Annotated in this window: 38 protein-coding genes; 29 read left to right on the forward strand and 9 right to left on the reverse strand. The window is 49.7% G+C overall.

What is annotated here, in order from left to right:
• The 6 genes from E6C74_RS21030 to E6C74_RS20120 form a co-directional block, all read left to right on the forward strand.
• Nucleotides 1-1,439 (forward strand): hypothetical protein (locus E6C74_RS21030; protein WP_206208451.1); only part of this gene is annotated, 1,439 nt, incomplete at its 5' end.
• A 220-nt stretch (nucleotides 1,440-1,659) separates the two neighbouring features.
• Nucleotides 1,660-3,564, forward strand: a complete 1,905-nt coding sequence (locus E6C74_RS20100; RefSeq protein ID WP_168797068.1) for a prophage tail fiber N-terminal domain-containing protein — start codon at nucleotides 1,660-1,662, stop codon at nucleotides 3,562-3,564.
• Entirely contained in the window at nucleotides 3,561-3,857 is a 297-nt protein-coding gene (locus E6C74_RS20105) for a hypothetical protein (RefSeq protein WP_136487833.1), read from the forward strand. The genes E6C74_RS20100 and E6C74_RS20105 overlap by 4 nt, the downstream gene beginning before the upstream one ends.
• A 306-nt stretch (nucleotides 3,858-4,163) precedes the next feature.
• Nucleotides 4,164-4,391 (forward strand): hypothetical protein, encoded by a 228-nt coding sequence (locus E6C74_RS20110; RefSeq protein WP_136487834.1) that lies wholly within the window; start codon nucleotides 4,164-4,166, stop codon nucleotides 4,389-4,391.
• A gap of 259 nt (nucleotides 4,392-4,650) precedes the next feature.
• Nucleotides 4,651-5,577, forward strand: a complete 927-nt coding sequence (repA, locus tag E6C74_RS20115) for a plasmid replication initiator RepA (protein ID WP_136487835.1) — start codon at nucleotides 4,651-4,653, stop codon at nucleotides 5,575-5,577.
• A gap of 664 nt (nucleotides 5,578-6,241) precedes the next feature.
• The gene (locus E6C74_RS20120) at nucleotides 6,242-6,487 is read left to right on the forward strand and encodes a hypothetical protein (protein ID WP_136487836.1); all 246 of its coding nucleotides are present in this window, start codon (nucleotides 6,242-6,244) and stop codon (nucleotides 6,485-6,487) included.
• Nucleotides 6,488-6,558: 71 nt separating this feature from the next.
• Here E6C74_RS20120 and E6C74_RS20125 read toward each other — a convergent pair whose 3' ends face one another.
• Entirely contained in the window at nucleotides 6,559-6,834 is a 276-nt protein-coding gene (locus E6C74_RS20125; RefSeq protein WP_136487837.1) for a hypothetical protein, read from the reverse strand.
• A 117-nt stretch (nucleotides 6,835-6,951) separates the two neighbouring features.
• On the opposite strand from E6C74_RS20125, the gene E6C74_RS20130 reads away from it, so the two are divergent.
• The 5 genes from E6C74_RS20130 to E6C74_RS20150 all read left to right on the forward strand — a co-directional run bounded on the left by E6C74_RS20130 (nucleotide 6,952) and on the right by E6C74_RS20150 (nucleotide 10,598).
• Nucleotides 6,952-8,565, forward strand: coding sequence for a DNA cytosine methyltransferase (locus tag E6C74_RS20130; protein WP_206208452.1), 1,614 nt, complete (start codon nucleotides 6,952-6,954; stop codon nucleotides 8,563-8,565).
• Nucleotides 8,566-8,609: 44 nt separating this feature from the next.
• Complete coding sequence (locus tag E6C74_RS20135) at nucleotides 8,610-9,269, forward strand: hypothetical protein (protein WP_136487839.1); 660 nt, start codon at nucleotides 8,610-8,612, stop codon at nucleotides 9,267-9,269.
• A gap of 208 nt (nucleotides 9,270-9,477) precedes the next feature.
• The gene (locus E6C74_RS20140) at nucleotides 9,478-9,726 is read left to right on the forward strand and encodes a hypothetical protein (RefSeq protein ID WP_136487840.1); all 249 of its coding nucleotides are present in this window, start codon (nucleotides 9,478-9,480) and stop codon (nucleotides 9,724-9,726) included.
• On the forward strand, nucleotides 9,723-9,935 hold the full coding sequence (locus E6C74_RS20145; protein WP_136487841.1) for a hypothetical protein: 213 nt from the start codon (nucleotides 9,723-9,725) through the stop codon (nucleotides 9,933-9,935). Before E6C74_RS20140 ends, E6C74_RS20145 begins: the two co-directional genes overlap by 4 nt.
• A gap of 336 nt (nucleotides 9,936-10,271) precedes the next feature.
• A complete protein-coding gene (locus E6C74_RS20150) occupies nucleotides 10,272-10,598 on the forward strand; it encodes a recombinase family protein (protein ID WP_136487842.1) in 327 nt (108 codons plus the stop codon).
• On the opposite strand, the gene E6C74_RS20155 is transcribed toward E6C74_RS20150, so the two are convergent.
• Nucleotides 10,586-10,912: a helix-turn-helix transcriptional regulator gene (locus E6C74_RS20155; protein WP_136487843.1), complete on the reverse strand. Its 327-nt coding sequence runs from the start codon at nucleotides 10,910-10,912 to the stop codon at nucleotides 10,586-10,588. The genes E6C74_RS20150 and E6C74_RS20155 overlap by 13 nt on opposite strands.
• A 160-nt stretch (nucleotides 10,913-11,072) precedes the next feature.
• Between E6C74_RS20155 and E6C74_RS20160 the strand changes: the two genes are divergently transcribed.
• A complete protein-coding gene (locus E6C74_RS20160) occupies nucleotides 11,073-11,267 on the forward strand; it encodes a hypothetical protein (RefSeq protein WP_136487844.1) in 195 nt (64 codons plus the stop codon).
• A 585-nt stretch (nucleotides 11,268-11,852) separates the two neighbouring features.
• Here E6C74_RS20160 and E6C74_RS20165 read toward each other — a convergent pair.
• The 7 genes from E6C74_RS20165 to E6C74_RS20195 form a co-directional block, all read right to left on the reverse strand.
• Nucleotides 11,853-12,245 carry a hypothetical protein gene (locus tag E6C74_RS20165; protein WP_136487845.1) on the reverse strand — a complete coding sequence of 131 codons (393 nt, stop codon included), beginning with the start codon at nucleotides 12,243-12,245 and terminating at the stop codon, nucleotides 11,853-11,855.
• Entirely contained in the window at nucleotides 12,235-13,017 is a 783-nt protein-coding gene (locus tag E6C74_RS20170; RefSeq protein WP_206208453.1) for an AAA family ATPase, read from the reverse strand. Before E6C74_RS20170 ends, E6C74_RS20165 begins: the two co-directional genes overlap by 11 nt.
• Nucleotides 13,018-13,136: 119 nt before the next feature.
• Complete coding sequence (locus E6C74_RS20175; protein WP_136487847.1) at nucleotides 13,137-13,487, reverse strand: hypothetical protein; 351 nt, start codon at nucleotides 13,485-13,487, stop codon at nucleotides 13,137-13,139.
• An 18-nt stretch (nucleotides 13,488-13,505) separates the two neighbouring features.
• Nucleotides 13,506-14,093, reverse strand: coding sequence for a hypothetical protein (locus tag E6C74_RS20180; RefSeq protein WP_136487848.1), 588 nt, complete (start codon nucleotides 14,091-14,093; stop codon nucleotides 13,506-13,508).
• On the reverse strand, nucleotides 14,090-14,464 hold the full coding sequence (locus E6C74_RS20185; protein ID WP_136487849.1) for a hypothetical protein: 375 nt from the start codon (nucleotides 14,462-14,464) through the stop codon (nucleotides 14,090-14,092). The genes E6C74_RS20180 and E6C74_RS20185 overlap by 4 nt, the downstream gene beginning before the upstream one ends.
• 4 nt (nucleotides 14,465-14,468) lie before the next feature.
• Entirely contained in the window at nucleotides 14,469-14,744 is a 276-nt protein-coding gene (locus tag E6C74_RS20190; RefSeq protein ID WP_136487850.1) for a hypothetical protein, read from the reverse strand.
• 104 nt (nucleotides 14,745-14,848) lie between these two features.
• Nucleotides 14,849-15,547, reverse strand: a complete 699-nt coding sequence (locus tag E6C74_RS20195; protein WP_136487851.1) for a helix-turn-helix domain-containing protein — start codon at nucleotides 15,545-15,547, stop codon at nucleotides 14,849-14,851.
• Between E6C74_RS20195 and E6C74_RS21035 the strand changes: the two genes are divergently transcribed.
• From E6C74_RS21035 to E6C74_RS21050, 17 genes are all read left to right on the forward strand, one after another.
• On the forward strand, nucleotides 15,525-15,854 hold the full coding sequence (locus E6C74_RS21035; protein WP_168797070.1) for a hypothetical protein: 330 nt from the start codon (nucleotides 15,525-15,527) through the stop codon (nucleotides 15,852-15,854). The genes E6C74_RS20195 and E6C74_RS21035 overlap by 23 nt on opposite strands.
• Nucleotides 15,851-16,264 carry a hypothetical protein gene (locus E6C74_RS20200; RefSeq protein WP_136487852.1) on the forward strand — a complete coding sequence of 138 codons (414 nt, stop codon included), beginning with the start codon at nucleotides 15,851-15,853 and terminating at the stop codon, nucleotides 16,262-16,264. The genes E6C74_RS21035 and E6C74_RS20200 overlap by 4 nt, the downstream gene beginning before the upstream one ends.
• Nucleotides 16,264-16,482 carry a hypothetical protein gene (locus E6C74_RS20205; protein WP_136487853.1) on the forward strand — a complete coding sequence of 73 codons (219 nt, stop codon included), beginning with the start codon at nucleotides 16,264-16,266 and terminating at the stop codon, nucleotides 16,480-16,482. The genes E6C74_RS20200 and E6C74_RS20205 overlap by 1 nt, the downstream gene beginning before the upstream one ends.
• 2 nt (nucleotides 16,483-16,484) lie before the next feature.
• Nucleotides 16,485-16,877 carry a hypothetical protein gene (locus tag E6C74_RS20210; protein WP_136487854.1) on the forward strand — a complete coding sequence of 131 codons (393 nt, stop codon included), beginning with the start codon at nucleotides 16,485-16,487 and terminating at the stop codon, nucleotides 16,875-16,877.
• Nucleotides 16,867-18,105 carry a site-specific integrase gene (locus tag E6C74_RS20215; RefSeq protein WP_136487855.1) on the forward strand — a complete coding sequence of 413 codons (1,239 nt, stop codon included), beginning with the start codon at nucleotides 16,867-16,869 and terminating at the stop codon, nucleotides 18,103-18,105. The genes E6C74_RS20210 and E6C74_RS20215 overlap by 11 nt, the downstream gene beginning before the upstream one ends.
• A gap of 48 nt (nucleotides 18,106-18,153) precedes the next feature.
• Nucleotides 18,154-18,570 carry a hypothetical protein gene (locus E6C74_RS20220; RefSeq protein ID WP_136487856.1) on the forward strand — a complete coding sequence of 139 codons (417 nt, stop codon included), beginning with the start codon at nucleotides 18,154-18,156 and terminating at the stop codon, nucleotides 18,568-18,570.
• On the forward strand, nucleotides 18,563-18,730 hold the full coding sequence (locus E6C74_RS21040) for a hypothetical protein (RefSeq protein ID WP_168797071.1): 168 nt from the start codon (nucleotides 18,563-18,565) through the stop codon (nucleotides 18,728-18,730). The genes E6C74_RS20220 and E6C74_RS21040 overlap by 8 nt, the downstream gene beginning before the upstream one ends.
• The gene (locus E6C74_RS20225; RefSeq protein ID WP_136487857.1) at nucleotides 18,727-18,936 is read left to right on the forward strand and encodes a hypothetical protein; all 210 of its coding nucleotides are present in this window, start codon (nucleotides 18,727-18,729) and stop codon (nucleotides 18,934-18,936) included. Before E6C74_RS21040 ends, E6C74_RS20225 begins: the two co-directional genes overlap by 4 nt.
• Nucleotides 18,937-18,954: 18 nt before the next feature.
• Complete coding sequence (locus tag E6C74_RS20230; protein WP_136487858.1) at nucleotides 18,955-19,314, forward strand: hypothetical protein; 360 nt, start codon at nucleotides 18,955-18,957, stop codon at nucleotides 19,312-19,314.
• Nucleotides 19,315-19,804: 490 nt separating this feature from the next.
• Nucleotides 19,805-20,077: a hypothetical protein gene (locus tag E6C74_RS20235; protein ID WP_136487859.1), complete on the forward strand. Its 273-nt coding sequence runs from the start codon at nucleotides 19,805-19,807 to the stop codon at nucleotides 20,075-20,077.
• Nucleotides 20,074-20,559 (forward strand): hypothetical protein, encoded by a 486-nt coding sequence (locus E6C74_RS20240; protein WP_136487860.1) that lies wholly within the window; start codon nucleotides 20,074-20,076, stop codon nucleotides 20,557-20,559. The genes E6C74_RS20235 and E6C74_RS20240 overlap by 4 nt, the downstream gene beginning before the upstream one ends.
• 67 nt (nucleotides 20,560-20,626) lie before the next feature.
• The gene (locus E6C74_RS20245) at nucleotides 20,627-20,953 is read left to right on the forward strand and encodes a hypothetical protein (protein WP_136487861.1); all 327 of its coding nucleotides are present in this window, start codon (nucleotides 20,627-20,629) and stop codon (nucleotides 20,951-20,953) included.
• Complete coding sequence (locus E6C74_RS21045) at nucleotides 20,946-21,146, forward strand: hypothetical protein (RefSeq protein ID WP_168797072.1); 201 nt, start codon at nucleotides 20,946-20,948, stop codon at nucleotides 21,144-21,146. The genes E6C74_RS20245 and E6C74_RS21045 overlap by 8 nt, the downstream gene beginning before the upstream one ends.
• Nucleotides 21,147-21,560: 414 nt before the next feature.
• Entirely contained in the window at nucleotides 21,561-21,941 is a 381-nt protein-coding gene (locus E6C74_RS20255) for an HNH endonuclease (protein ID WP_240798228.1), read from the forward strand.
• A gap of 358 nt (nucleotides 21,942-22,299) precedes the next feature.
• Nucleotides 22,300-22,755 carry a phage terminase small subunit P27 family gene (locus tag E6C74_RS20260; protein ID WP_136487864.1) on the forward strand — a complete coding sequence of 152 codons (456 nt, stop codon included), beginning with the start codon at nucleotides 22,300-22,302 and terminating at the stop codon, nucleotides 22,753-22,755.
• A gap of 2 nt (nucleotides 22,756-22,757) precedes the next feature.
• Nucleotides 22,758-24,491, forward strand: a complete 1,734-nt coding sequence (locus E6C74_RS20265; RefSeq protein WP_240798229.1) for a terminase TerL endonuclease subunit — start codon at nucleotides 22,758-22,760, stop codon at nucleotides 24,489-24,491.
• A complete protein-coding gene (locus E6C74_RS21050; RefSeq protein WP_168797073.1) occupies nucleotides 24,488-24,649 on the forward strand; it encodes a hypothetical protein in 162 nt (53 codons plus the stop codon). Before E6C74_RS20265 ends, E6C74_RS21050 begins: the two co-directional genes overlap by 4 nt.
• Nucleotides 24,650-24,677 lie beyond the last annotated feature (28 nt).

The following is a 24,677-nucleotide window of genomic DNA, read 5'->3' on the forward strand; positions in this document are numbered from 1 at the left end:
GGGTATCAGTGCAGGATGGAGACATTGCGCTGGCCATCGATGCGGCGGATCAGGCGTTGGTGGATGCGGCGCAGGCTCAAGCTACCGCCAACGGTAAAATCACCACGTATTACCAAGGCACTGCCCCAGGCTCTGCCTCTCAGGGTGACATCTGGGTCAATACCAGCCAGGGCAACAATCAATACATGTACACCGTATCTGGATGGGTTGATATTAAAGACGCTGATATTGAGGTAGCCATTGATGCGGCGGATCAGGCGTTGGTGGATGCGGCGCAGGCTCAAGCTACCGCCAACGGTAAAATCACCACGTATTATCAAGGCACTGCCCCAAGCTCGGCCTCTCAGGGTGACATCTGGGTCAATACCAGCCAGGGCAACAATCAATACATGTACACGGCATCTGGATGGGTTGATATTAAAGATACCGACATTACAGTGGCAATTAATACAGCTAACCGAGCGGTGAATGATGCCGACCAGGCGCTGATTGACGCCGCCAAAGCCCAGCAAACGGCCGATGGTAAAATTCAGACGTTCCGGCAGAGCACCGCGCCAAACTCAGCACAGGCTGACGAGGGCGACATCTGGATCAATACAGCAGAGGGAAACAATCAGTACATGTTTACCAGTGCAGGATGGATTGATATTCAGGACACCGCGATTGTTCAGGCTCAGACCACCGCTGACCGGAAAATCACTACCTATTACCAAGGCACTGCGCCAAGTGGTGGGAATCTGTCGACCGGGGATATTTGGTATAACACCAACCTCAATAACCGCCCTTATCGCTGGACAGGCAGCAACTGGCAAGTGGTCAGGGATGAGGGGCTGATTGATGATGCCAAGTCAGTGGGTAAACTTTTTCCTCAGCAAAATGACATTCAGATCCAGTCTGATGATTACATTGCCGGAACCCGAGGCTGGGCAATCTGGAACAGCAAACAGACGGGCAAAAGCGGCTGTGAGTTCGCCAACGGCATCTTCCGCGGCACCGTGTATGTAGAGGACTTAATCGGTGACACTTACGAGAATTACATCACCAACATTCTGAGTAATGTAACCAATATACAGGTTAACCGAGGCTCGACCGTGTACCGGACGATCAGCACATTTGACATTCCCCAGGCAGCGTGGGAAAGAAAAATGCTGATCCCGGCAGGCACTCGTTTTTATATCTCGGGGAATACCTCCGGCGGCGCAGTGTATCTGGAGTACCTGGTCAATGGCGAGTTGGTGTATACCGCCGGTGGTGCAATGGAAAATGCTTACTTGATCGATGGCATCTTTCACTCATTAGCGAAAGAGGTACCCCTGCCGAGTGCGACCCCTGTAACCGTGCAGATCCGTTTGCGTTGCTACGTTAACGCAAACGCCGCAACGGTGTATCAGTACGGCGCGTACTACGCCGGTAGCCTGGTTCACAACGTGTATAAATAAACGGTCGTTAATGACCATCTTTACAAAGGAGATTCGGCTCTTTTTTTACGTATTAAGGCCGAGTGGTCCTCCCTGGACCAATCTCTGGCAAAATCATTACGGGATGTACAACTTAACCGGCTGATAGACGATGCGCGTCTTTCACGCTGCAGATTACTTCGATATTTAACCCGCCATTGGCGGGTTTTTCTTTGCCCTTTATACAGAAAAGAGGAAAATTATGTCAGTACGTGTGACCGGCGTTCTAACGGATTCAGGCGGCAATATTGCGCCAAATGTACATATTCACTTTAGGACGACTCAAGGTTTTGGCAGTACGTTACCTACCGCGTCGCTCGATGTGATCACGGGAGCTGACGGGGGGTACGATTTCAATTTAGTGATTGGTACGCATCGTATTTCTATACGTTATGGTGATCGTTTTGAACCCATTGGCACAACAGTGATTAATGACGAAACACCAGGAGTGCTGACGTTATCCGAACTGTTAAAACAAACAGTCCCTGTTACCCCCGAAGCATTGAAACTGATCATGCAATATACGGCGGAAGCGAAAGCGGCTAAAGAAGCTGCCGGACAGTTTGCCGCGCAGGCGGAAGATAACGCTGAACAGTCTCTAGTAGAAGCGACAAAGTCAAAACAGCACGCTGACCAGGCCAAAGTTTACCGTGATCAAACGGCCGCAGTAGTGACCGGTGGCACCGCGACGTTAACGCCCGAACCCGGTAAAATCCCTCTGGCCGATTCAGAAGGTAAAATTGACTCAGACTGGCTCAAATATGATGAGCTGTTCGTAGGCGAGCCGGATGTGTATATCCCGTTTAACGATAGCCTACAGATTGTGCGAGGTTTCGGTAAACACGATCAGATTGATGTGTCACCGGCTCAGGATGGCTCGGTGATGGTTGACTTACCAACTAAGTCAGTCGAGTTCAGTCGGGCGAGTGGGCGACAGGTAATTAACAAAAGCGGTGTCTATAAGTCACTTGAAATTGATCAACCAGGCATCAGCAGTAAAGGTATAGGAATCTTTAAAAACTTCACGAATAGTTTGATTAGAAGCCAAGACCAAGAAACGGCGTATACAATATCCAACCTCACGTTGACACCAGATGAAGACACCCCGCTAGATTCTGATAGTTATCTCGTCGCTGAAGCAACCGGGGATACGAGCCATTATGTCCAATCGAGGGTAGTTGTCACCGATCTTCCTGCAGGTGAAAAAATTTTGGGGGTCTGGCATATCAAGGTTGACCAAGAGCTGTGGTATGGAAAATCAAATGAGTTCTTTTCATTTTTCATCTACAACTGGGACAATACGGGCGATAATGCAAAAGTTAACGTTGCATTTGATGAGCAAGGTAAGCCTGTGGTCACATCCGGTGATGGGTTCAATATTACCCCGTTGAACGATGGATGGTATCGCGTCAGTATCAGTCATGAATTGAAGACACCATCAACACAGATTCGTCTGCGATTACTCATGATTAGAAATGGTTCTACGCTTTACACAGGTGATCCTAGCCGATACATAAAAACTGTCGGTTGGCAAGTGGTCATAGGTTCCTCATGCACTTTACTTCCCTATGTAAAAACGGGAGAAACTCCATTTTCGGCAGCATCCGATTTTGTAACCTTGCCAGTTGAAGGTAATCTGCCAATGACTGGTCAGTCGTGGTGTTTTGTTTGCGACACAGATTTAAACGAAGATCTTGGAGATTCAAACCGCACGATATTTTCAGTAGGAAATGCGTCAGAGACTGGTCACTTTCTGGGTTTGGTATCAACTGCGTCCAATTCGATGGTTTTTAGAGCTGGCAGCAATGCTTCCGGTGATACGAATCTCGGATCCATATTTAACAACCCCGCATATAAAGCCAACGAAATGAATACTTTTTCTGTTGAGTATAACGCTGACTCTCATACTGCATGTTTATATGTAAATGGAGTTAAGAATCCTATAGGGGACGTCTATGTAGGTAAGATGACAATGCCGTTTGACGGCGTTATTCGCATCGGTGCTTCGTCTGGAACCTGGCAGTTGAATGCACACATGAAGAATGCGAAGTTTTTTCACCGGCTGCTATCAGAAGCTGAACAAAAGGTTCTAGGAGGTGCTCAATGAAATATCAATCTTCATATTTAAGAGCCGAAAGTTATGAGGCTTTCTTTACAGCTTGTGTGAATGCTGGTCTGGTGTCAGAGGGCGAAATCATCACAACCAGTCATGATTATTCTATGATCCTGATAGGCACACTTTACAAAGAAACCGGAAAAATCCTAAAAGATTCCGAGGGGAACGACTATCCCGAGAAAGTGGCCATTCCTGGCTATCACGTCAACCTGCGCGCCAAGCAGCCGGTTGGCCTGGAGCATTTAGCCGTCGAGCCTGACAACATCCTTGTTGAGTGGGCGTAAAGAACAAGGTAAGCAGCTACATTCTCTCAGTAATGTCGTCTGCTTTTTTCTGTGTTGCGCTACTAACCACATCTCGCACCCAAACAGGTTTTTGCGCAACTCATCGATCAGCCATGCTCATTGCAAAATGCGCCGCCTGGCGCACGGGTGACCGCTTGGAGCGTTTCATTTTATAACCTTTCTTTTACTGCGCTCTGCGAGCAGGGCGCAGCCTTTCTTTGCTTTCCATTCTGTTAATGCCTTGCCTTTACTTGGTTTTTTCTGTCTAATTACCTGTGTTTTTGTACAGTGGTTAGGGGTGAGGAAATGCCAGAAAATCAAAATAGCTTAATAACCGGCGATCTTTCTTGTACGATAAGAAACCTGGACGAATTTTTGCGCTTTCTCTGTTTGGCCAGTGAAGATGAGGACGCCTGTTCCCCTGGTATGGGGCACAGTTTGCGGTTGGCTCAGGGGGCTGCAAATTGGGTTCGGCAGGAAATTAACATCGCTGAGCAGAGCGTGATCCTACGTGATCAATCAAATAAAATTTAAATGAGTTACTGCAAAGCTCGGCATCGTGTGGTAGATTTGGATGCGTTACCACGGTTTGTGGTTGAAAGACTGGTTTTTGAATAGAAATTAAACAGACGGAAATCGGCAGGTTTTAGATGGTGAAAAGCCCCGCGCTAACGGGGCTTCTCGATAATTCGTAACGCAACAAAAAAAGGCGTAAACGAACTGATTGGCATTAGTTAGTTTACTTGTTGCGGTTCACCACTGCAAGCTTTGCCGCCTACAATTTGGGCAAAAAATGGAAACTAACAAGCAGTGCAGACGCCGTAGAGGGGTTCACTCTACGCAATGCAAGAATCCGAACCCGGCATTTACGACGCCGGACACGTATCGAAAGCGTCTTGCGTTCATTCGCGACCTGGTCGCTTCCTGTCAAAAACGCGATGTGACAGCGAGTGATGAGGCGGTACTCATCAGCAAGCAATCCTCTGCTAACATGACCGACACCCGCCAGCGCAGTTTCTATCGCGATCGCCGCCGGGCAATCAATGCTCTGGCCGCTACGTTGTGTGAGCACGTTAACCTAGTGACTTTTCAGTTTGAAATTTCCTTACGCAACGCCGCTGATCTGGCGGGCCTCAGCACCATTTCCGCTGCAGAGCAGGAGAAACTAGACGCTGACCCGACTTACTCCCCGATTGTCTCTATTTCCCGCGCTAGCCGCGCACTGGCGGATATGGTCAAACTCGGCTGGGTCATCGATCGCAAAGAAGATCAGGTGTGGGATAAAGAAGCGGGCGCATGGATTGATAAATACTATGAAGCTACCCCGCTGTTTTTCAATGCCTGCGGTATTACTACGGAGCGATTAACAAAGGTGCAGAACGAGCGTCTGGGTTATCTCAAGCGTGAAGCGACCAAAGCCGGAAAAACGCCAGAGGAAGTGGGGCGCATGTCGGTGTCGCAAATCCGGGTCGAGCGTAAGATCCGCTGGCGCAAAAGCGCCTTTGAGCGCCGTAAGCATGAGTGTGAGCGTAAGAAGATGCGTCGCGCCATGAGCGGCAAAGACCAGCAGCAGCAGCGTCAGCTGGCGCAGCAGGCCGTGCTGGCGTCTCTCAGTCAGCATGAGCTGGCAACGATGGACAAAACCACCTTTAAGGCACTGGTTGATCAGCGCGTGGCTCAGCTGCGCAAGTTCACCGGCAAGCCTCCGACCGTTCACTGACCCTTTCTTTATGATTAACCAGGCCAATACAGCCTGGGCTTTTTCGTACCTAGCGTATATTTCTGTGTGTTTTTTAACCACAAATGCGGGCGTGATGCGCTGTTCTCTTTGCGATCGTGTGGCCAGAGGCATTCATCTTCTATTTATCCACAAATAAGTGCAAAGCCAGATCGAGAATAAGTGCATACAGCTATGAGATAAGTGCAAAATTATCTTTTATTCTTTATATACCGCTATCTACTTATTACGCCCCAGCAAGCTGGGGATAAGGTACCTCCCATTGGTTTGCCCTAAGCACAGTGACCAACGTCACCACATCGAAGCAAACCAACGGGCCCCACGTCCAGCATCAGCTGCCCACAGAAGAACACAAAAGCGCTCTAGCTGGCCGCGCTGGATCTTCCTTTGTCTTCCGACTCTATACTGCAAACCAACACGCAAGAATCGTGGAACGGCTCACGAAGCCCATCACTCAGATGAAGCTACACCGAACCAAAAGACACGGCGCTGCGCGCCAGCCTCGCAAGAGGAAGGGCAAATTTTGTGCCAGTGGCCAGTTCATCGATCATCAAAGCTTCGCGGGTATGAGTAGCAAAATAAACAGGTTTCATTGACAAGTGGCGCATATAGCGATTTGATCGAGTATCACATAAGGAAAGCAAAAATGAATTTGAACAAGAAATCTCGCCTGGTGTCTTTAGCACTGACTATTTTTTTTGGCCCGCTCGGGTTGCTGTATTCATCCGTTGTGGCGGCGCTGATTTTAGTCGTGATTGCTGTGCTGACGTTCGGCAGTATGATTGGACCATTGATCTGCTGGGTGTTGGCCATTGCCATTGGCGATCACTGTACTTATAAGCATAATCAAAACCTCCAGGCGTTAAAGAGTCTGGCAAGTGGGAAAGGGTGACAGTGTCACCCTATTTTTTCTGCTGGATTATAAGAGTAGGGAGCTAGCTAAGCGGTGTTGATGTGCTGGAGTTACAGCCTTTTAGTACCAAATAATTCAGATAATGTCACATTGTGTAAGCCTAATTTATCAGTGCATAGCCCCAAAAATTCAGCAGAGAGATTTCCTCTGCTCAATAGGTTTATCAGCGTTTGATTTTCACTATCCGACGGTTCTCTGCCATAGAGTAATCGGTAAAGTTCACGACCACCTCCAAGCTCTTTCCTTTTAGCTTTTAAGAAGCTTCTAGCAGCCTCTGCGTATTCTGTATTCTCTGATGACTTTTTAGGCACATTATCACTCGTCAATCGAATTTCCTCACAATCTAAATAAATCAAAAATGATTTGCAAATAAATCAAAGTTGATTTAGTTTATTATAAATCAAAGTTGATTTATATCCAGTATAATGAATGTGGAGGCTGTGGTGATTAAACCAGGTGAAATTGTTGTCGATAACTTTGCTGGCGGGGGCGGCGCATCAAGTGGAATTGAGTTAGGGCTTAATCGTCATGTTGATATTGCGATTAATCATGATCCCGATGCGATAGATATGCATAAGCTTAATCATCCTGAAACTGAGCATTATTGTGAATCTGTTTGGGATGTCGACCCTGTGTCCGCTTGCGCTGGCCGTCCGGTGGGCTTAGCCTGGTTCTCTCCAGATTGTAAGCACTTCTCAAAAGCCAAAGGTAATCGCCCCGTTGATAAGAACATCCGTGGCCTTGCTTGGGTTGCTGTTCGCTGGGCGGCATTGGTTCCGGTGCGAATGTTCATGTTAGAGAACGTTGAAGAATTCAAAACATGGGGGCCATTGATTGAAGTGGAACCGGGCCGCTGGAAGCCAGACCCTGAACGCTTAAGCGAAACGTTCAACGCGTTTATAGATGTTCTGACCACCGGCTTAGAAAAAGATCATCCCGCTTGGGATGAAATCAAAGAGGCATTAGGTCCGGACTTTCCTTACTCAATGCTGGAGCAAGGGTTAGGTTATCGCATCGAGCACAACGTTTTGAGCGCCTGTGATTTTGGCGCACCAACCATCCGTAAACGTTTTTTCCTGATTGCTCGTAAAGATAAGCAGTCTATCGTTTGGCCGGCGCCAACACATGGGCCTAAAGGTTCAGGTTTACTGCCATTTTCGACCGCTGCCGACATTATTGATTGGTCTATCCCGGTAAAATCCATTTTCGGACGTAAGAAACCGTTGGCTGAAAAAACGATGCAACGCATCGCCAAAGGGCTTGAAAGGTTTGTGCTTAACTCAGATAACCCGTTCATTGTCAGCGAAGAAAATCAGACGCCGTTTATCACCGAATGCGCCAATGCATCAAGCCAGAGAAACATGCCAGCCGACGAGCCACTGCGTACCATTTGCGCCCAGGTTAAAGGTGGCCACTTTGCCTTAGTAACGGCGCAACTTGATCGCCAATTTGGCAACAGTAAAGGTGCTGACATTAACAAACCAATGGGGGCCATTACAGCAGGTGGCGGTGGAAAAACAGCCCTAGTCACCGCATTTATGGCAAAGCATTACAGTGGTGTAACTGGCTCAGACCTGAATGAACCTCTGCACACTGTGACGACTCAGGATCATAACGCCCTGGTTACCAGTCATATGATTAAAATGCGCGGCAGTAATATCGGACATGGTACTGATGAGCCAGTGCATACCATTTCAGCCGGTGGCTTTCATATTGGTGAAGTAAGAGCTTTCCTGCTCAAGTATTACGGCACCAACTATGGGCATGCACTTGATCAGCCAGTGCAGACAATCACAACAAAGCATCGCTTCGGTCTGGTGACAGTTCGTGGCGAGAACTACCAGGTGGTGGATATTGGTATGCGGATGCTTGAACCGCACGAGCTGTTCGCTGCTCAGGGCTTTAAGTCCGGGTACAAAATTTCGCATGATAGCCAAGGTAAGAAACTCTCAAAGGCCAAACAGGTGGCCCGCTGCGGAAACTCAGTCTGCCCGCCGGTGGCTCAGGCATTGGTTGAAGCCAATTTAAGTGACAATCGCCGACAGTTAGCGGCTTAATAAACACAACGGAAAATGTCAGGACAATAATTAAGGTAGTTAGCATGAAAACAGTTCCAATGATATTCAACACTGAAATGGTTACAGCGTTGCTTAATGGTAGCAAGGCGGTAACTCGTCGCCCTATCCGCATTCCTGATGGTTGGGAGTTATACGATAGCAAGTTGTCAAAAATCACTAGTTCTCACCCAAAAAAAGGCAAGTGGGGTGCGTTAGTTCGTCGTGGTGTTGGAACCGATTTTCCGCAATGTGATCTTGTCACTGCGCCTTGTTTTATTGGTGATCTGATTTGGGTTCGTGAAACCTTTGCAACTCTACATCCGGGGCAAGACTATGAAGAAATTTCACCGTGGGAGGTTGGTTGTCAGGAGGTGCGTTACAAGGCCAGCGAGCCGACAGGGTTAGCCAATGAAAAAGACCATGAAATAAGGGGCTACAAATGGCGGCCATCTATCCATATGCCTAAACACTGTAGTCGCTTGACGCTTCGGGTAACTGATGTTCGCATTGAGAAATTAAAAGATTTACGCGGCAATCCAGAACAAGTCCAGAAAGAGGGATTTAGAAACTGGCCAATGTTTAAGCATACATGGCGTTCTATATATGGAACTTGCGAGCCTAATGATCACGTTTGGGCGATTGAATTTGAAGTTATAGAAAAGAACGTGGATAAATTAACTAGCTGTATTGATGAAGCAGCTTAACAACGGAAATTTTCGCAGATAACGCTGGCGATGCTACAGGAACCCGAAAGCGCAGCACCGACACACTGCTAATGAACATTCGTTGCTATGTCGCCACTACCGAGCGAATAGGGCTTTATCATTAGTGCATTGGGCGCAACTGGACTAGCACGGCAGGTTACGCAAAGCTGGCTTTATCTGCTTTCTCAAACAACAACGGAATTTAATCATGAAATCTATTAACTGGAATCAAATGTCAGAGCTTGGGTTATTGGAACGCATTAACAAAGAGATATTGCACCCTCTTGGTCTGGCTGTTAGTCGAAACGTAGAAACAGGGGTTAGTGAGGATGTATTTGTCGCTGATGATGGAGTGTGGGAGTATCCAACAGATATGGAAAGCGGGGTTTTAAGTGACAGTGAAGTAAAACAAAAATTGTCAGAAATGGTCAACGAACAGGACGAAAAATCAGAATGAAATACACATACAACGCAGAACAGACGATTCGAACCACGTCGAATGTTGAAAAGCTCTATAACACTAACCGTGGCTTTATTGGCCGGTTAGAGAATGTCGATTACAAACAGTCTGACGGTTCGTGGAAAAGCCAAGGCGCTCGATGGCTGATTAATGAATCCGATCCTGTGGTCATCATGGATAATGGCTTTAAATCGGCCAAGCTGTAAGTAAACGTGATCTTTTGGCGGTTTCGATGCTAATCGGCCGCCAAACCACCCCGCCTTTTTTCTGCTCAAAAACTCCGCTCAAACTGTAATAAACTTACAACTCATTTCGTCGCACTGTAACGCGTCCTAAGCGGTCTTTTTGCCTGTTTAGTGTGTCTGCCTGCCTGTGACTGATAAAAACCCGCCTCAATTCGCTTATTAAACATAATGGGCATAATCTTCACCAAGTTTTGGTCTGTCTAATAATTGTTATGTCCTGGGTGTTTTGTTTTGCGTCAGTGCTTTACTATTACGTCAATATTATGTCTTGTGACGCGTCACGCTTAGGTAGTTTTAATGAAGTACGGATTTGTAACCAAAGATAGTGATTTGGCCATACAGCTAAAATCACTGCATGATCACGGATGTGAACACATCGAAGATACTAAACCGATAGACCAGGTGATTGAGCAGCTGGTCAGTGGTGACGAACTGATGGTGTGGCGTGTCGATAAGTTGGCCGGCAGTGTGGAGCAGCTAAAAAAAGTGCTGGATAGAGTAACGGCAAAAGGGGCGTCAGTATCACTGATTTATGAGAATGTGAATTCCGCGTCAGAATGCCAAGCATGGCTGGAGCCGCTGATTGAAATCATGGTAACCCTTGAGAAGCGTCAACCTTTGTGACCGTGTCGGTGTATCATCATAATCAGGCTCACTAGTACGGTTCTTACATCTGGCGGTAACACCCTGGCCGCCGCGGCCACATCCCATGGTGTGGCCCCATCAATGCCAATCAAATCTAATGCCACATCTAAATCGGTGATGTTGAGTTCATCGATCATCGCTTTATATGTAGACAGTTTCATGTCTGTTTCGCCTTGCTCAACCCGCTGATAGGTTTTCAGTGACAGCCCAACTTTCTTGGCCATGACTGCTTGGGTTATGCCGAGTGACTTTCGTCTTTCAACCAAAGCCTTGATCAGTTGTCGATGATTCATAGTGCTGCCTCCCATTTTTGGCTGGCACGTAGGACATATTTGACCTATTTCACCTAAGTATAGGACTGTTTTTTCCGGTGATATTTACATCAGTAGTTGAGGCGGGCATATTCGGATGGTCTAACGACAAAATATAAATAAAACATCAGTTGGTAAAAATATGAGTAAGTCTATAACAAGCAATGAGAGCGAGCTGGTCATCGCTCGATGCCAGGAAATTAAAACCATTGTTAACGTGTTGGAGAGGGCGAACAAATCAGGGGACGATGTGGAAAAAGAGATTGAGTCAGGACTGGCGCTTATCCGGCCGCTGGTGATTGAGATTGAAAGTCTGAGCTTAGCTTCAGTGGCTTAAAAGAAAAGCCCCCAATATGGGGGCTTTCTTATATCAGTGTATCCTGATGAGGTTGTAGCGCACAAGGTCGAGGTCTGCAGGGGTGCGTCTCTATATCTGGTTCCGGCTGATAACCGGGGCATGGCCTTTCATTCCAGAAAACATGGCACTTTTTGTGCTGACACATGCCATATCGCTGCTGCTTCGGTACCTGTTCAAATCCCCAGGCGTCTTTTTTTGGTGCGTGTTCATCGTGCTTGTAACCGGCTTGCTGGTAGTGAACACAACTAATGCAAGTATCCGGTAGCGACCAGCTCATTATAAGCGTCTCAACACGTTAATCAGCCCTTTCTGAACCCATGCGGGGCGACTCTGTAAGTAAGCCAGTAATTCTGATTCACGTAAGTTTTGGATGTCCATTAGACGTGTCTTGCCAATTGCGTTATATTGCGCTTGTGACATTGCTATGCTCCTTGTGTAGTGGTCACAGAAGCCGGTGCAGAGGTCGAATACTCACCGGCTTTTTTATGTGTATAACATTAATGCTATACACAAAATAAACCTCATTTGTTTTTATGTATAGCATTTATGCTATACATTTTTCGTTTATCTGATCATGTTCAACTTTACTTGCTTGATAGCGTCGATGATTTCATCGTGGCTATGCGTCTTTAACAAGTAGATGGCCGCCCTAATGAGCTTTGTGTCGTTGATTTCTCGGTCACTGCCCAGCTCAGTTATCACTTTTTCTTGGTTTTGGGTTTTGATGTCGTTTTTTAGCTGTGTTAACCCGGTCCGTTCATCGCTTGAGAATCGAATGGGAAGTGGTGCCAGCTTGGTCGTTGGCTTGATAGCAAAAGCATTGTTTGTTTTGTTATCCGGCTTGCTCTTTGCTGATTTCTTTATGGCGTTCTCAAGGATTTTGATTTGAGCACGGTCACCAGCAGTCAGCTTTGGTTTGGCTTTCAGTTCGGCCAGCTTCATTTCATCATTTGTCATTAGCGATCACCTCTTTGGCTAGGTCTTTATAATACACAGCAGCAACATGGCCACGATTCACAACGCTGGCCGGTTCATGCTCCATTTCGGCCTCGGTGAATAGGCTTCTATCCCAAATGGTCGTGTTGGCGGTATTGTTGGGCCAACGGTTAGCCAGGTAGCTACAGCCGTAATCCAGTGCCTTTTTGGCTGTTTTGCTTATCTTCGATGGCACCACCATGAATTTGATTTCATCTTCATCACAGAATTTCACGTCCTGGATATGTTCAAGTAGGGTTTCTACCCCATCCAAACTGTGTTCTTTGTACTCTGTGGGGAATAGGTATTCTGTAGCAGCCATTACTGCATTAAGACCTAAAACTGACGTTCCTGGGTTGGTATCGATAAGGATGAAATCATAATTATGTTTGATCTTGTCCAGATGGAGTTTTAGACGTTCCTCGCGGCGGGTCAGTGAAATCATGTCCATGTCCAATTTAGTCATGACATCACCACGACGACCAGGAACAATATGCAAGTTGTCTTGAGGTGACCCCGCAATTATCGCGGGGTAAATGGCCTGCTGAATATCAAACTTACGATCGAGCAGTGCATCACCAATGTAAAATTGAGAGTCTTCCTGGCCATAAAACTTTGTGCAGTCGCCCTGGCCGTCAAAGTCGAGTACAAGGACACGTTTATTCTGTCGGCTTAGTTCATAGCCTAGATTAATAGTTGTTGTGGTTTTGGTGACGCCGCCTTTTCGGCAGCCGATCATAATGATTCTTGTCATGTCATTACCTTTGTATAGCATTGATGTTATACATACTTTAGCGCAGATAAAAAAATATGTATAGCATTAATGATATACATATTTATGTTTGCTTTATTTTGTTTTTATATTGTTGTTTTTTAAGTATGTTTTTTGTTTTTTTCTTTTTGCCTGTCAATCTCGCAAGCTCGGCACCACCCGAAAAAGCCATCAGGGGTGTTTTTGTTATTGTGGAAAAAGTCGCCATGCAATGGGTAAAAATGATCGCATTGTGGACAGAGTTTTTCTATGCAGTCTTCCCCAAGTCGCGCTGTTCCTCGGCGTAATCGACTTTGAAATAGACTGGCCCGGATAAATTTCTTCGGTGGGTAAATGTACTGAATAACATCAGACTCCGGAATTTCGAATTTTTCGCCAATCGTGTCCAGGTCTAATCCATCCAATAACAGGGCGCTCATTAAACAGATGTCATGTTGGGTGATGTTATCCATAGCTTTTCCTTTAAACCATTACTTAACGGTGCCGTATCGGCTGAACACTTCATCAAACATGGCGACGTTAGGGCCGAGATAGGTCAGAACGCTGCCCTTTGTCACGCCTCGCGCCAGAGTACCATCCGGTTTGTAATATTGAATTCGGCCGTTTGGGAAACATTGAGGGTAAGCCAATAGCTTTCTGAACCAGGCTTCTGAGGTTGAGCCAAACGTGATGCAAATCGCTTGCTCAACGTGGCCATTTTCGTATTCATCAATGAGTTTGTTGATCCAGTCCATGTTGCCCGGGATAGCCTGGTCAATGTGATGCCCTCGCGTTTTACATGTTTTTTTTGCGCACTTGCTGCGATCCGTTGGGCAAGGTTTTTCACCGCGATGAAATGGGTGATTCATCCAGAGGCTTTTTGCTTTCCAAGACTGAGCTAGTCCGTTGGTGGCTTCGTCATAAAAACGGTCAGCCATGACAATCAGGTTTGCGGTCAGAGAGCTGGCCGGGTCCAGTTCTATTCCTCCCATGACTTCCCGCGCTGCATCCACCCAAAGTTTATCGGTGTAGTATTCAAAAATTCCGGAGGTTTGATTGACTCGTTGAGCGTTATTCATGCGTTAAATTCCTTGTTTCGTCCTGAACGACCCGCGCGGGCCAGGCTGGTTGGTGGGCGGCTATTTCTGACAGGGGTACGAGTTCTGGCCATGTTCGGGTCGAGGGCATGAAAGGATGTGACCAGAACAAGCATGAGGCACAGTGCGCGCGTGGTCAGAATGCCAAGCTGCCAAGCTCGGCTAATCATGTGCATCTTGGTATGCGCAGATAAACGGGCTTGAATGTCTTTATCGATCGTGGCCAGCTCAGCCTGGCTGATACCCAGTGAGTGTTTGACATCAAACTCATCTTGCCCGTTTGCGTAACGGGTCAGCACTTCTAATTGTTCAGCATCGAGCAACGGGGTGTTTTTGGCTTGTATGATTTGCATGTTGTTACCCCGCGCTCATGTCATTGACGCTGGCAGCCAATCGGCCCAGTCGTTCGCGGGTGTCTTCAATGTTGTACATCATGGCTTCTGCGTATTGCTGGATATGCTCTAACTTTTCGGGGCTGGCAGTGCCGCTGCTCAGTTCAACAATTTGTTTTGCGAGCGCTTCAATGGATAACAGACTGGCAGCCTCCCGGTTTGCCTGGCGAACGATTTGGCGCTGAAGCTTGGGAAATTCTGTCACATTTAACGGTTTTGCTTCTGCAACTGACTCACACATTTTTAATCCTTATCGTGGTAAATGCTTTACTTTTGGTGGTATTTATCACTAATTGTGGTTTTTTGAGCTGAAAAAAAACACGACGAACCCCGCCGCGCTTTGCTTTACGCGCTGGCCTGGTGCCAGTGCCCGATGTATCGCCCGACGACATTCAGCTGGCAAAGCTGCTCTTTGCTGAAATGCTGATCCGGCGAGTGGGTTTTGTCTTGCGTATACACCGTATAACCGCCTGTTATTTCCGGTCGTATCCAACGCATCCACACATGGCCGTTGCCATCTTGAATGGCATAGATAGCGGTTCGGTCAATTTCATTCAGCTGGCTGTTAATTAGTGCCAGATCACCCTCAACCAGTTCCGGTGACAGCGAGTTGTCACGTACCACTAACAGGGAAACATCCCGCTCTTTAAAGCCCAGTCGGTTGAGGTGGTCAACGTTGAAGGCCAGAAAGTCGCTGCTCTTGAATCGCTTGTCTTGTGCGGTGACATAACGCCAGCTGTCTGAGTTCTGGCCTTGGTGGTCAGTGTAACCGGCCAGATAAGCGGCGGTCGTGCCAACGGCTTTGGCAATCTCGGGGATCATGTCCAGTTTCGGAGTGCGTGCGCCACACTCCCAGTTAAGCCAACGGCTTAAACCAACACCGGCCCGCTTCGCTGCTTCCTCTGATTTCAAGCCCGCCGAATTCCGTGCGCTTTTGATTCGGGACGCAATGAGCTCTTTGTAATTTTCATCCATAGGATTCGCCCGTTGATAGGTCACAAAAGGAAAAATATGTGTCGCTATGTTACCACAAAGCGCAGACATTACTACAAATCGATCTTTATCATCACCACGTTTTGTGATAAAAGTTACCACAAAACGCAGATGGGGTATTCATAACGTGACATTTAGTGACTGGATCGAGAACGAATTCGGAAAGCGCGGCATTGCTCAGGCAGCCCAGTTTTTAGGGGTGCCATATAAGACGGCTTACAGCTGGGCCACGCTTGACCGGTTCCCTCGGTTGCGAGAGCAAGAGCTGATCACTTTGAAAAGCAACGGGGCAGTGAATATCAACGACTGGCGTCGACAACATCTCAACCACCAACAACAAAAGAGGGCGACAGCATGATCCTGGTAATTATGGGCGGTACCGACAGCAAACGTAACGCGGTGATTAAAGACCTAATGAGCCTTTACGCCAGCCGCGTCCAGACTCTGACGCTGGATCACATCCCGGAAGCCTCGGCCCGTCTTGAGCGTCTGATGCTGGAGTTTGAACGCCCAATGCCGTTTCGGATGATCCGCATTGTGAATAACCCGACCAGCGTGGTGGAAGTGCAGTGGCTTCGCCGTCAGGGGGCATTCTTTGCACACGTCTACGGCAAGATCGGCAAAATTTACGCGCACATTGAAATCAAGCAGCAGGACGTAATGGTGTACCCGCTTCCGCACCGTCAATCCCTGCCGTTTCATGTCCACACCCCAGAGGAAGCGGTCAGCAAATTTATGTTGGTTGGGCGCAACGAAAAGGTGGCGTGATGGGGTACAACCTGGCGGCCCCCGAGAACGCCGAACTGGCCAAGGAAACCGAATGCCAGAAACAGGCGTCCTTGTGGTTGTACCGGTACCGGCGGGGAAACATGACCCGCCCCATGATTGAGAGCGAACTGGCCAAGCTAGCCGAACCAGACGCCACCCTGACCCGAAAGTGGCTCAACCATTATCAGAAATTAAGTCGTCAATCTCAGGGGAAATAAACATGAACCGTCAAACGTTGGATCAGTGGTTAGAGTCGTGGGCGCGATGGGTGCACCACGGCCAGCTGATTGGCGGCTACGGTTCGCTGATGGGCAAAATGATGGCCAATAAAGGATTCATGAGTTTTGGCACCGGCGGCGCGCGCTCGCCCGCGTTGGATGCCATGGAAGCCAACATTGAGGCGGCATTAATGGGGCTGGCAGAAACGCACCCGAAAACCGTCAAGGTGCTGCGTGTGCATTACAACGCGATCACCCTGCCGGGCCTGTCGACCCAAGCGACCCGAGCCGACAAGGCCGAACGGCTTGGCATCAGCCTGAAAACCTATGAAAGCCACCTGACCAAAGCCCGAAAACATATCTTGCAGTCCGTAGAGAAACCACATGGCCACTGAGCAACGTAAGTTATCCGATAAAGAGATCCAGCGCTGTTTGAGCGACAGTCGAATCACCGCCATTCGTGGCATCGGTGAGCCGTTTGAATTGCGCATCCATGCTAATCGCCAAACCGGCAGCTGGTACCTGATCCAACACCGCGGCAACAAAACCCGCCGCAGCAAACTGGCCAACTGGCCAACCCTTACCACTAAGCAGTTGCTCAGCCAGAAAAATGAGCTGATTGGCAACGTCACTTTGGGCAAAACCGCGACCCTGGATGATTGGGATTCGGTCGAGCAGCTGCTTAGCTGGTACCTAGTTCGCGCATTATCAGACCGCAGTCTGAGCCGCAAACGAAAAGCCGACATTAAAAGCAGCATCACCCGCCATCTGATCCCATGCCTGGGTCAAGAGCGCTTACAAGATGTGTCCGAATCGTTGCTGGATAACGAACTGATTTGGCCGCTGCAGAATCGTTATGAACTGGGTACCGTTCGGCAGCATTTCGCGCTGTTGAAACGCATCTTTAAACAAGCCACTAAACTCAAACACCTGGCTGTCAATCCGATGGCCAGCATGGTGTTTTCCGATTTCATTGATGCAGAAATCAAACCGAAAGCCAGCCGCTTACAGCAGAAAGACATCATCCCGCTTTGGCAAAAAATCAGCCAGGCACATGCCGTTAAAAAGGTGTTGGTGGTGCTGATGCTGGCGCATGGCACCCGAATAGGGGAAACCCGCCAGCTTCGTTGGGATCACATCGACATCGAGCGCCAGCGTTTAGACATCCCGGCTGACATCACCAAAACCGGCGAAGCGCTGACGGTACCGCTGACGGACTGGGCCATGACCTGGCTTGAGCATCTGAAGTTCCATCAAAGCCTGCGTGGCTACCAGGGTAAATACCTGTTTCCGACCGCCAAAGGCCGCAAGCCGATTTCAGAATCGACCGCCAACGAATGGGTGAAATCCATCAGTGAGGGCGACTGGTCCGCGCATGACTTGCGTAAGCTGGCGCGCTCTTGCTGGGCGGATTTAGGGGTCGATTACATGGTGGCCGAACGGCTGCTCAACCATGCGTTAAGCAGACTGGATCAGGCCTACATTCACACATACGTCGAGCAGCAAAAGCGGGAAGCATTAACCCGCTGGCACGATCTGCTAGTCGACAAAAAGCAAGCGTTACGCACCGACACAATCCCGACACAGCATGAATTAAACGAACCCGCCGAGGCTTTGCGCTAACAGGCGCGGCGGGCTGATTGGCAACTCTTACACAAAGGAAGATATTTAATGACAACTCTGAACCAACTTTTTGACGCGATTGGCCATGAACAACTCAGCGTCCAGCAACTGAACACTAACCTGTTAGGGGTGAAGACCAAAGGGAGAGACGCCCTGGTGACGTTCGGTACCCCGCGCCCGGCGAACGACATCATCACGGGCCGCATCACCGGCTTGATTGTCTGGATGAACTCCGATCGTTATAACCAAGCGCTGAACAAAATCAAAGAGCCGGCTAACACCGATTTGGTGATCAGCAAGTTCCAGATTTGTCAGCTGGCGATGATGAAAGCGATCGCGGCGGAGCTTAACCGCCAGTGTCCTGGCCTGAATGCCGAGCAGCAGCATTTAGCGGCCATCACGGACGCCGCCAATGTGGTGTGTCAGGCCATTAACGCCGCACCTAAGGCGGTGGAGCATGAATAAGGCACAGAGTCTGCCCCGTAAAAAGTTTAAGCCCGCTGGGCGGGGTTATGGGTTTCTGGCTTTCCTGATTGTGGCGCTGTTGTACCTGGCCAGTCCCCAAAAGGCCACGCGCTTACTCAACAGCGTGATTGGGGCTGACAACCCAAAGGAGAGCGCATGATTTACAACGTTGAAAATACGACTCGGGAAAGAGCGGTATACGATGGCCACGGCCATGAAATCCCGTTTGTGGTGGAGGTGAACACCACCACCGAAGAGGTGACCCGGTACGAACGGGACAGCAATGGATTCTTGGTGGTGTTTAATGAGCAGTTGAAGACCATCACGGAACGGGTACCGGGCGTCACCGTCCGCTTACGCCGATAGTCACCAGGGGAGGGAATCATGACCACCGACAAGCAACGTGAAGCGAATAAGCGCCGCCAGCAGCGGTCACGCCAGAGGAAAAAGGCAGCGGGCAATAAACTGTTGAGGGTGGAGCTGGCCGATGTGGAGCAAGAGCGACTCAATACCCTGTTGTCGGGCCGGGCTCCGGGGCGGACTCCGTATGACGCCGGGGAGTATGTCGCTTTGCTGATTGACCGGGACTGGAAGCGCTATCAGGCCCAACTGGCTCAACTGGCTAATACCCCATGTGAGAAATGTCGTACCACCCTGCCCGGCGGCTGCGGTGGTCTGTTTGCGGGCGAGGCTGAGTGCCTGCTGCACATCAAGAACCCTGTGTGTAAGGAGCTAATGCTATGAGATTAAGCCACCGAAGAAAACGCGCGAGCAAACATGGTCGCTACTGGCCCGCCCGAACGCAGCAAGCCCGATCGCGCGCGCAGTCCATTCAGTTTCAGGCATTTTTCGCTGTCAGAGCCTCTGCTGAAATCCACTCTATGCTTGCAAGATTCAACGCGGCTCTCGCTGAGATGTGCCGTGGTGCTGCCACTGCAGCGGAGAAGCTGCGAACATGGTTACTGCCCCGTGACGCGTCACAGTCCGGCGCGTCTCAGCCTCACGCTGGCACGGGGAAAATAGTGATTCATTTACCACAAAAAGACTAGATATTGTGTTTTTACCACCTTTTGTGTTGCGTTCACTCAGGGTTTTCGGTATGGTTTGCTTCATTGTGGTTGTAGTTCACCTTGTCAGCCGCGATACCTTAGCCAGTCGTTAGCTTTACTGCCCAAAGTAAAGCAAAGCCCGTTACCTATGTAGCGGGCTTTTTTTATGCCCTCAGACAATGCCTATGAAAATGCTTATCCCTGATTTATTGCAAAAGTACCAGGAATGGAAAGGCCGCTTAATCGCCTACGTCGGTGGATCAGGTGTGAGCCTTTTCAGTAATAACGTGGCGGCCAACGCCAAACAAATCGCTGAAAGCACGGTACACAACCCTGATGTGACATTAGCCAATTTGGTGTCGCTGGGTGGTTTAGTCGTGATTTTCGCCCGCCTGGTGTTTGACATCTATGTGCACTTTGATGGCAAGCGCCGCAAGCCAAAGGAGAACCTAAAATGAACCCGGTTCAACTCACCATTAACGTGGTGCGCCCAACACTGCAAAAGCTTGGGTTGTATTCTCGCGCCGCTGAGCAATTAGTGGTTGGTACCATTTACCAGGAAAGTCGAGCGGAATACCTGGTGCAACTGAATCACGGCCCGGCCTTAGGTCTGGTTCAGATGGAGCCCGCCACTTATCACGACATCTGGAATCACTTTCTGGCCTACAACCGCCCGCTGGCCAATAAGATCACTGAGCTGGCCGCCATGGAAAGCCTGGATGATGACATGTTACCGCACCCGACTCAGCTGGTGACCAATTTGGCGTTTGCCGTGGCCATGTGCCGGGTACATTACTGGCGGGTCAAAGAGCCACTGCCCGCCGCCGGAGACGTGCCCGGACTGGCGGCGTATTGGAAAGCCCACTACAACACCGAATTGGGGGACGGTACCGAAGCCGAATTCATCAAACATTTCCCGCTTGAGATTTTGCAGTGCTGAGCAGGATCCCGCCCTTAACCGGGCAAACGGGCGGTGAAAGCCGCCTTTATCTATGGAGTAAATACCAATGAAGAAATGGTTGTGCTTAGTGACGATGGTGTTATTTACGCCGTTTGCGTTAGCCAGCGCAGAAGTGGCCGACCCGGCGCTGACGTTCGACTGGCCGATGGTGCTCACTACTTTACTGGGTGATACGGGCCAAGTGATTGCGCTCTGGGTCACCGGATTTTTGGTGATTTGGTCGCAGCTGCGGCAACTGATCCCGCCTAAGTGGTTGGCTAAGTTGCCGACTTGGTTGATTGCATTCCTTGAGTTTTTAGCAGCGAACCGCGGAACGGCAACCAATGATGTGTTTAACGACCCGCTACATCACAAGAAAACACCCATTGCCTAACTGGCTAAATACCTTAGGCGTGGTGATTCAGTTTGGCCTGCTACGTTGGGTCAAACTGAAAGCCAAGCAGAAACGCCAGCAACGAGAGGAACGAGTGAATGCAATCAAAGCCGATCCAGACGCTGCTAATGCTGAGCGTTTTGGCCCTAGTTCTGGCCGGGTGTCAATCCATCCAGAAGACGACCATCAGTAATACCCCGGATTGTAAGCCGGTCGCGCCCCAGTTGGCGTGGTACCGGGTGGAGTCTGGGGGCATCTATTACCCCGAACGCTCTTACCAGAATTTGATGATGTACATCGAGGCACTGAATAACTGCATTGATGACCATCAATCAGGCGCTGGCTAAGGGGGTAACGTGTGACGGCGACGTATCCCGCACGGGGCTGTAAAGCAGGGATGAGTAAGGATTCGCGACCCTTTAACGCATCAGCAAGCGATAAGAAACCATGACCCAAGGCTACTGGCTGCCTTAAAGCCAGTTCTAACACCGCCAACGGCTAGAATGCTAGTGACTTTGCGACGCCGCCGAGCGTTGCCAGGCTTCGGCCATTTAACAGCAGAGCCCACGGCGGTGACCCTTTCAAATATCCTTTGTGTATTTATTGAGTGCCTAAAGGATATTTATCTATGCCACCACGTACACCAAAGCCGTGTCGCCACCCGCATTGCGGTGGGTTGACCAATGACAAGAGCGGCTATTGTGAGCAGCACCGCCACACCGGATGGGAAACGCATCAGGGTGGCCGCACCCGGCATCAGCGCGGGTATGGCAGCGACTGGGAGAAGCTCCGAGAGCTGGTGCTAAGGCGGGACAAACACCTGTGCCAAGCCTGCCGACGGGAGGGGCTTGCGGTGCTGGGGTCGGATGTGGACCACATTGTGGCCAAAGAGCATGGCGGTACCGATGCCCTGACGAACCTGGAGTGCTTATGTAAGCCTTGCCACCGTCATAAAACAGCACGGGAACGCCAGAAAAACCCGCATTAAAAACGCAAAAACAGATCCTTATTTAGATCAAACTGGCGTTTTTTGGGCTGATTTATCTCAGTTCTGCCCGGGTATTTTGAATCGTTTTCAACATCAAACTAGACCTTGATAGACATGCTCACATGGTACGAAAAGAATTCACCCTTACAGCCCTATCAGCCAAGAAGCCGCAAGGCTTTGTTGGCCTGTTCAGGGGTGTTAAATGCCGCTTCCTCTTGGTAGGGGGGCGGGTCCAATCCCTATGACCTGTGCTTTCCGTACCGCCGCCCCAGGTCAATTTTTATGTGCAATAAATAAGGATCTTTTTTTCACGGCGGCGAGATCGTGACGCGTCACAGTGAATTAGAGGGTTTTTATCATGACAAGAGCCAGCGGCGCAGGCCGCCCCAGCGGTAAGGGAAATACCTTACCCGTTGCGCCAAAAAATGAGGCGTTGGTTAGTATTGACCCGCCGGAGCAGTTGCGTGATGAACAAGCGCGCTCCATGTGGATGATGCAAAGTCAGATCCTGATTAACCGCCGCCTATTAACGCTCGACCATGCGCCGCTTTTGCTGGCGTACTGCAACAGCTATTCCCTTTATCTGGAAGCGGAAACAGAGATTATGACCAGCGGTATGACGGTGTTCAGCGCCAAAGGCGGTCCGAAGAAAAACCCGGTGGTTAACGTTCGTCAGGATGCGCTCGCGTCAATGGTGCGCATTGGCAGTTTGCTTGGATTGGATCCGCTGAGCCTGCGCCGGATGACCGGTGGCGGGGGGGGAGGGAATCACGAGCCAGAGAACGAGTTTAACGACTTCTTACCAGTGAGATAACTATGGCTAAGTATCCGAACGTCAGCGCCGCCGCTAAATATGCGCGTGATGTGGTGAGCGGTCGGATAGTGGCGGGAAAGCCGGTGATCCAAGCTTGTCAGCGGCATTTGGATGATCTCAACAAAAGCAAAAATAAAGACTACCCATACCGCTTTAACAAAGACCGAGCGGAGGCGGTGTGTCGATTCATTCAGCTGCTGCCGCACACTAAAGGCAAGTGGGCGAAGAAACCCCTAAAAGATCGCCGCATCCAGCTCGAACCCTGGCAGCTTTTTATTCACGCTTGTATCTACGGTTGGGAACGCAAGAAAGACAAGCGCCGCCGGTTTCGGGTGGCGTATGTGGAAGTGCCTAGAAAAAACGGCAAGAGCATTATTGCGGCAGGCAACGGGCTCTGGATGTTTGCCCCCGATAACGAATACGGGGCCGAGGTGTATTGCGGCGCAACCACCGAGAAACAAGCCTGGGAGGTGTTTAAGCCAGCCAAAAAAATGGCGGAGGCACTGCCCAACTTGCGCCGGTCATTTCTGATTGATGTGATGGCCAAGAAAATGGAGCGTCCGGACGGCAGTTTGTTTGAGCCAGTCATCGGGGACCCGGGGGATGGCTCCAGCCCGCATTGTGCGATTGTGGATGAATACCACGAACACGATGGCCCGGAGCTGTTCGACACAATGTCCACCGGGATGGGCGCGCGTGATCAGCCGTTGATTTTTGTGATCACCACGGCGGGGTACAACATCGCCGGGCCTTGTAAGGATTTGCACGATGACGTGCGAAAAATCCTGGAGGGCACAACGGATGATGATGAGATATTCGGCATCATCTACACCATTGATGACGGGGACGACTGGACCGATCCCAAGGTGCTGGCCAAAGCGAACCCTAACCTCGGGGTGTCGGTTGATCGAGACTGGTTGATCAGTCAGCAGCAACGTGCCATTCGTAACCCGCGCTATGCCAACACGTTCAAAACCAAACACCTCAACAAATGGGTGTCTGCCTCCAGTGCCTTTTTCAATATGGAGGACTGGAAACGCGCCGAAGACACCTCACTGTCACTGTCGGATTTCAAGACATCCGGGTGCTGGTTATCGCTCGATTTGGCCTCAAAGATTGATATTTGCAGCCAGGTGCTGCTGTTCACCCGCAAAGATGACAAAGGCCTGCTGCATTTCTACGCATTTTCCCGGCACTTTCTTCCGGAAGATACGGTATTCGACCCCGACACGAAAAACCACAAGGTGTATCAGAAATGGGTCAACACGCCCTGGGCTAACAGTGGCGGCAGCGCCCTGATTGCGACAGAGGGGGCCGAAGTCGATTTTAACGAAATTGGCGAAGAGATAGAGCGCTTTGCGGACGAGTACGAGGTGCGCGAAGTGCCGCACGACCCTTGGGGGTCGACTCAGTTGGCGCAGGAGCTTACCGCAGCGGGCCTGACGGTGGTCAAGATCCCCCAGACGACCGCCCATTTATCGCCGGGCATGTTGGAAATTGAAGCCGCGCTCAAATCGGGTCGGTTTCATCACGATGGTAACCCGGTGTTGACTTGGATGATGAGTAATGTGGTTAGCAAACCGGACGCCAATGACAACCACTTTCCAAGGAAAGACAAACCCGATCAGAAGATTGATGGTGCGGTCGCACTCATCATGGCGGTGTACCGGGCACACCTGGCCACCGATACCTTTAACCCATTCGATGATCTTGACGATGAGGATTTAACGCTGTGACACATTTACTCAACCTGCTCGGCATCGTGGGATTTTTCGCGTTGCTGACCGGGGTTTATCTTGAGTTCGGTCTGGCTGTGAGCCTGATGTCCGGTGGCGTGATGCTGCTGACGTTTGCTTTGCTGGCCTTACGTGCGAACGGGGGACGCCATGCTTGATTTACTGTTTGAGCAGCGATCGAACCCG

This window comes from Vibrio sp. H11, from assembly GCF_004804295.1.
In the GTDB taxonomy this organism is placed as follows: domain Bacteria; phylum Pseudomonadota; class Gammaproteobacteria; order Enterobacterales; family Vibrionaceae; genus Vibrio; species Vibrio ostreae.

Bases quoted from the DNA above. Each gene is read 5' to 3' on its own strand.
- E6C74_RS20100 (WP_168797068.1), top strand. From the start codon at position 1,660: ATGTCAGTACGTGTGACCGGCGTTCTAACGGATTCAGGCGGCAATATT.
- E6C74_RS20105 (WP_136487833.1), top strand. From the start codon at position 3,561: ATGAAATATCAATCTTCATATTTAAGAGCCGAAAGTTATGAGGCTTTC.
- E6C74_RS20110 (WP_136487834.1), top strand. From the start codon at position 4,164: ATGCCAGAAAATCAAAATAGCTTAATAACCGGCGATCTTTCTTGTACG.
- repA (WP_136487835.1), top strand. From the start codon at position 4,651: ATGGAAACTAACAAGCAGTGCAGACGCCGTAGAGGGGTTCACTCTACG.
- E6C74_RS20120 (WP_136487836.1), top strand. From the start codon at position 6,242: ATGAATTTGAACAAGAAATCTCGCCTGGTGTCTTTAGCACTGACTATT.
- E6C74_RS20135 (WP_136487839.1), top strand. From the start codon at position 8,610: ATGAAAACAGTTCCAATGATATTCAACACTGAAATGGTTACAGCGTTG.
- E6C74_RS20140 (WP_136487840.1), top strand. From the start codon at position 9,478: ATGAAATCTATTAACTGGAATCAAATGTCAGAGCTTGGGTTATTGGAA.
- E6C74_RS20145 (WP_136487841.1), top strand. From the start codon at position 9,723: ATGAAATACACATACAACGCAGAACAGACGATTCGAACCACGTCGAAT.
- E6C74_RS20150 (WP_136487842.1), top strand. From the start codon at position 10,272: ATGAAGTACGGATTTGTAACCAAAGATAGTGATTTGGCCATACAGCTA.
- E6C74_RS20155 (WP_136487843.1), bottom strand. From the start codon at position 10,912: ATGAATCATCGACAACTGATCAAGGCTTTGGTTGAAAGACGAAAGTCA.
- E6C74_RS20160 (WP_136487844.1), top strand. From the start codon at position 11,073: ATGAGTAAGTCTATAACAAGCAATGAGAGCGAGCTGGTCATCGCTCGA.
- E6C74_RS20165 (WP_136487845.1), bottom strand. From the start codon at position 12,245: ATGACAAATGATGAAATGAAGCTGGCCGAACTGAAAGCCAAACCAAAG.
- E6C74_RS20170 (WP_206208453.1), bottom strand. From the start codon at position 13,017: ATGACAAGAATCATTATGATCGGCTGCCGAAAAGGCGGCGTCACCAAA.
- E6C74_RS20175 (WP_136487847.1), bottom strand. From the start codon at position 13,487: ATGGATAACATCACCCAACATGACATCTGTTTAATGAGCGCCCTGTTA.
- E6C74_RS20180 (WP_136487848.1), bottom strand. From the start codon at position 14,093: ATGAATAACGCTCAACGAGTCAATCAAACCTCCGGAATTTTTGAATAC.
- E6C74_RS20185 (WP_136487849.1), bottom strand. From the start codon at position 14,464: ATGCAAATCATACAAGCCAAAAACACCCCGTTGCTCGATGCTGAACAA.
- E6C74_RS20190 (WP_136487850.1), bottom strand. From the start codon at position 14,744: ATGTGTGAGTCAGTTGCAGAAGCAAAACCGTTAAATGTGACAGAATTT.
- E6C74_RS21035 (WP_168797070.1), top strand. From the start codon at position 15,525: ATGTTACCACAAAGCGCAGACATTACTACAAATCGATCTTTATCATCA.
- E6C74_RS20195 (WP_136487851.1), bottom strand. From the start codon at position 15,547: ATGTCTGCGCTTTGTGGTAACATAGCGACACATATTTTTCCTTTTGTG.
- E6C74_RS20200 (WP_136487852.1), top strand. From the start codon at position 15,851: ATGATCCTGGTAATTATGGGCGGTACCGACAGCAAACGTAACGCGGTG.
- E6C74_RS20205 (WP_136487853.1), top strand. From the start codon at position 16,264: ATGGGGTACAACCTGGCGGCCCCCGAGAACGCCGAACTGGCCAAGGAA.
- E6C74_RS20210 (WP_136487854.1), top strand. From the start codon at position 16,485: ATGAACCGTCAAACGTTGGATCAGTGGTTAGAGTCGTGGGCGCGATGG.
- E6C74_RS20215 (WP_136487855.1), top strand. From the start codon at position 16,867: ATGGCCACTGAGCAACGTAAGTTATCCGATAAAGAGATCCAGCGCTGT.
- E6C74_RS20220 (WP_136487856.1), top strand. From the start codon at position 18,154: ATGACAACTCTGAACCAACTTTTTGACGCGATTGGCCATGAACAACTC.
- E6C74_RS21040 (WP_168797071.1), top strand. From the start codon at position 18,563: ATGAATAAGGCACAGAGTCTGCCCCGTAAAAAGTTTAAGCCCGCTGGG.
- E6C74_RS20225 (WP_136487857.1), top strand. From the start codon at position 18,727: ATGATTTACAACGTTGAAAATACGACTCGGGAAAGAGCGGTATACGAT.
- E6C74_RS20230 (WP_136487858.1), top strand. From the start codon at position 18,955: ATGACCACCGACAAGCAACGTGAAGCGAATAAGCGCCGCCAGCAGCGG.
- E6C74_RS20235 (WP_136487859.1), top strand. From the start codon at position 19,805: ATGAAAATGCTTATCCCTGATTTATTGCAAAAGTACCAGGAATGGAAA.
- E6C74_RS20240 (WP_136487860.1), top strand. From the start codon at position 20,074: ATGAACCCGGTTCAACTCACCATTAACGTGGTGCGCCCAACACTGCAA.
- E6C74_RS20245 (WP_136487861.1), top strand. From the start codon at position 20,627: ATGAAGAAATGGTTGTGCTTAGTGACGATGGTGTTATTTACGCCGTTT.
- E6C74_RS20260 (WP_136487864.1), top strand. From the start codon at position 22,300: ATGACAAGAGCCAGCGGCGCAGGCCGCCCCAGCGGTAAGGGAAATACC.
- E6C74_RS20265 (WP_240798229.1), top strand. From the start codon at position 22,758: ATGGCTAAGTATCCGAACGTCAGCGCCGCCGCTAAATATGCGCGTGAT.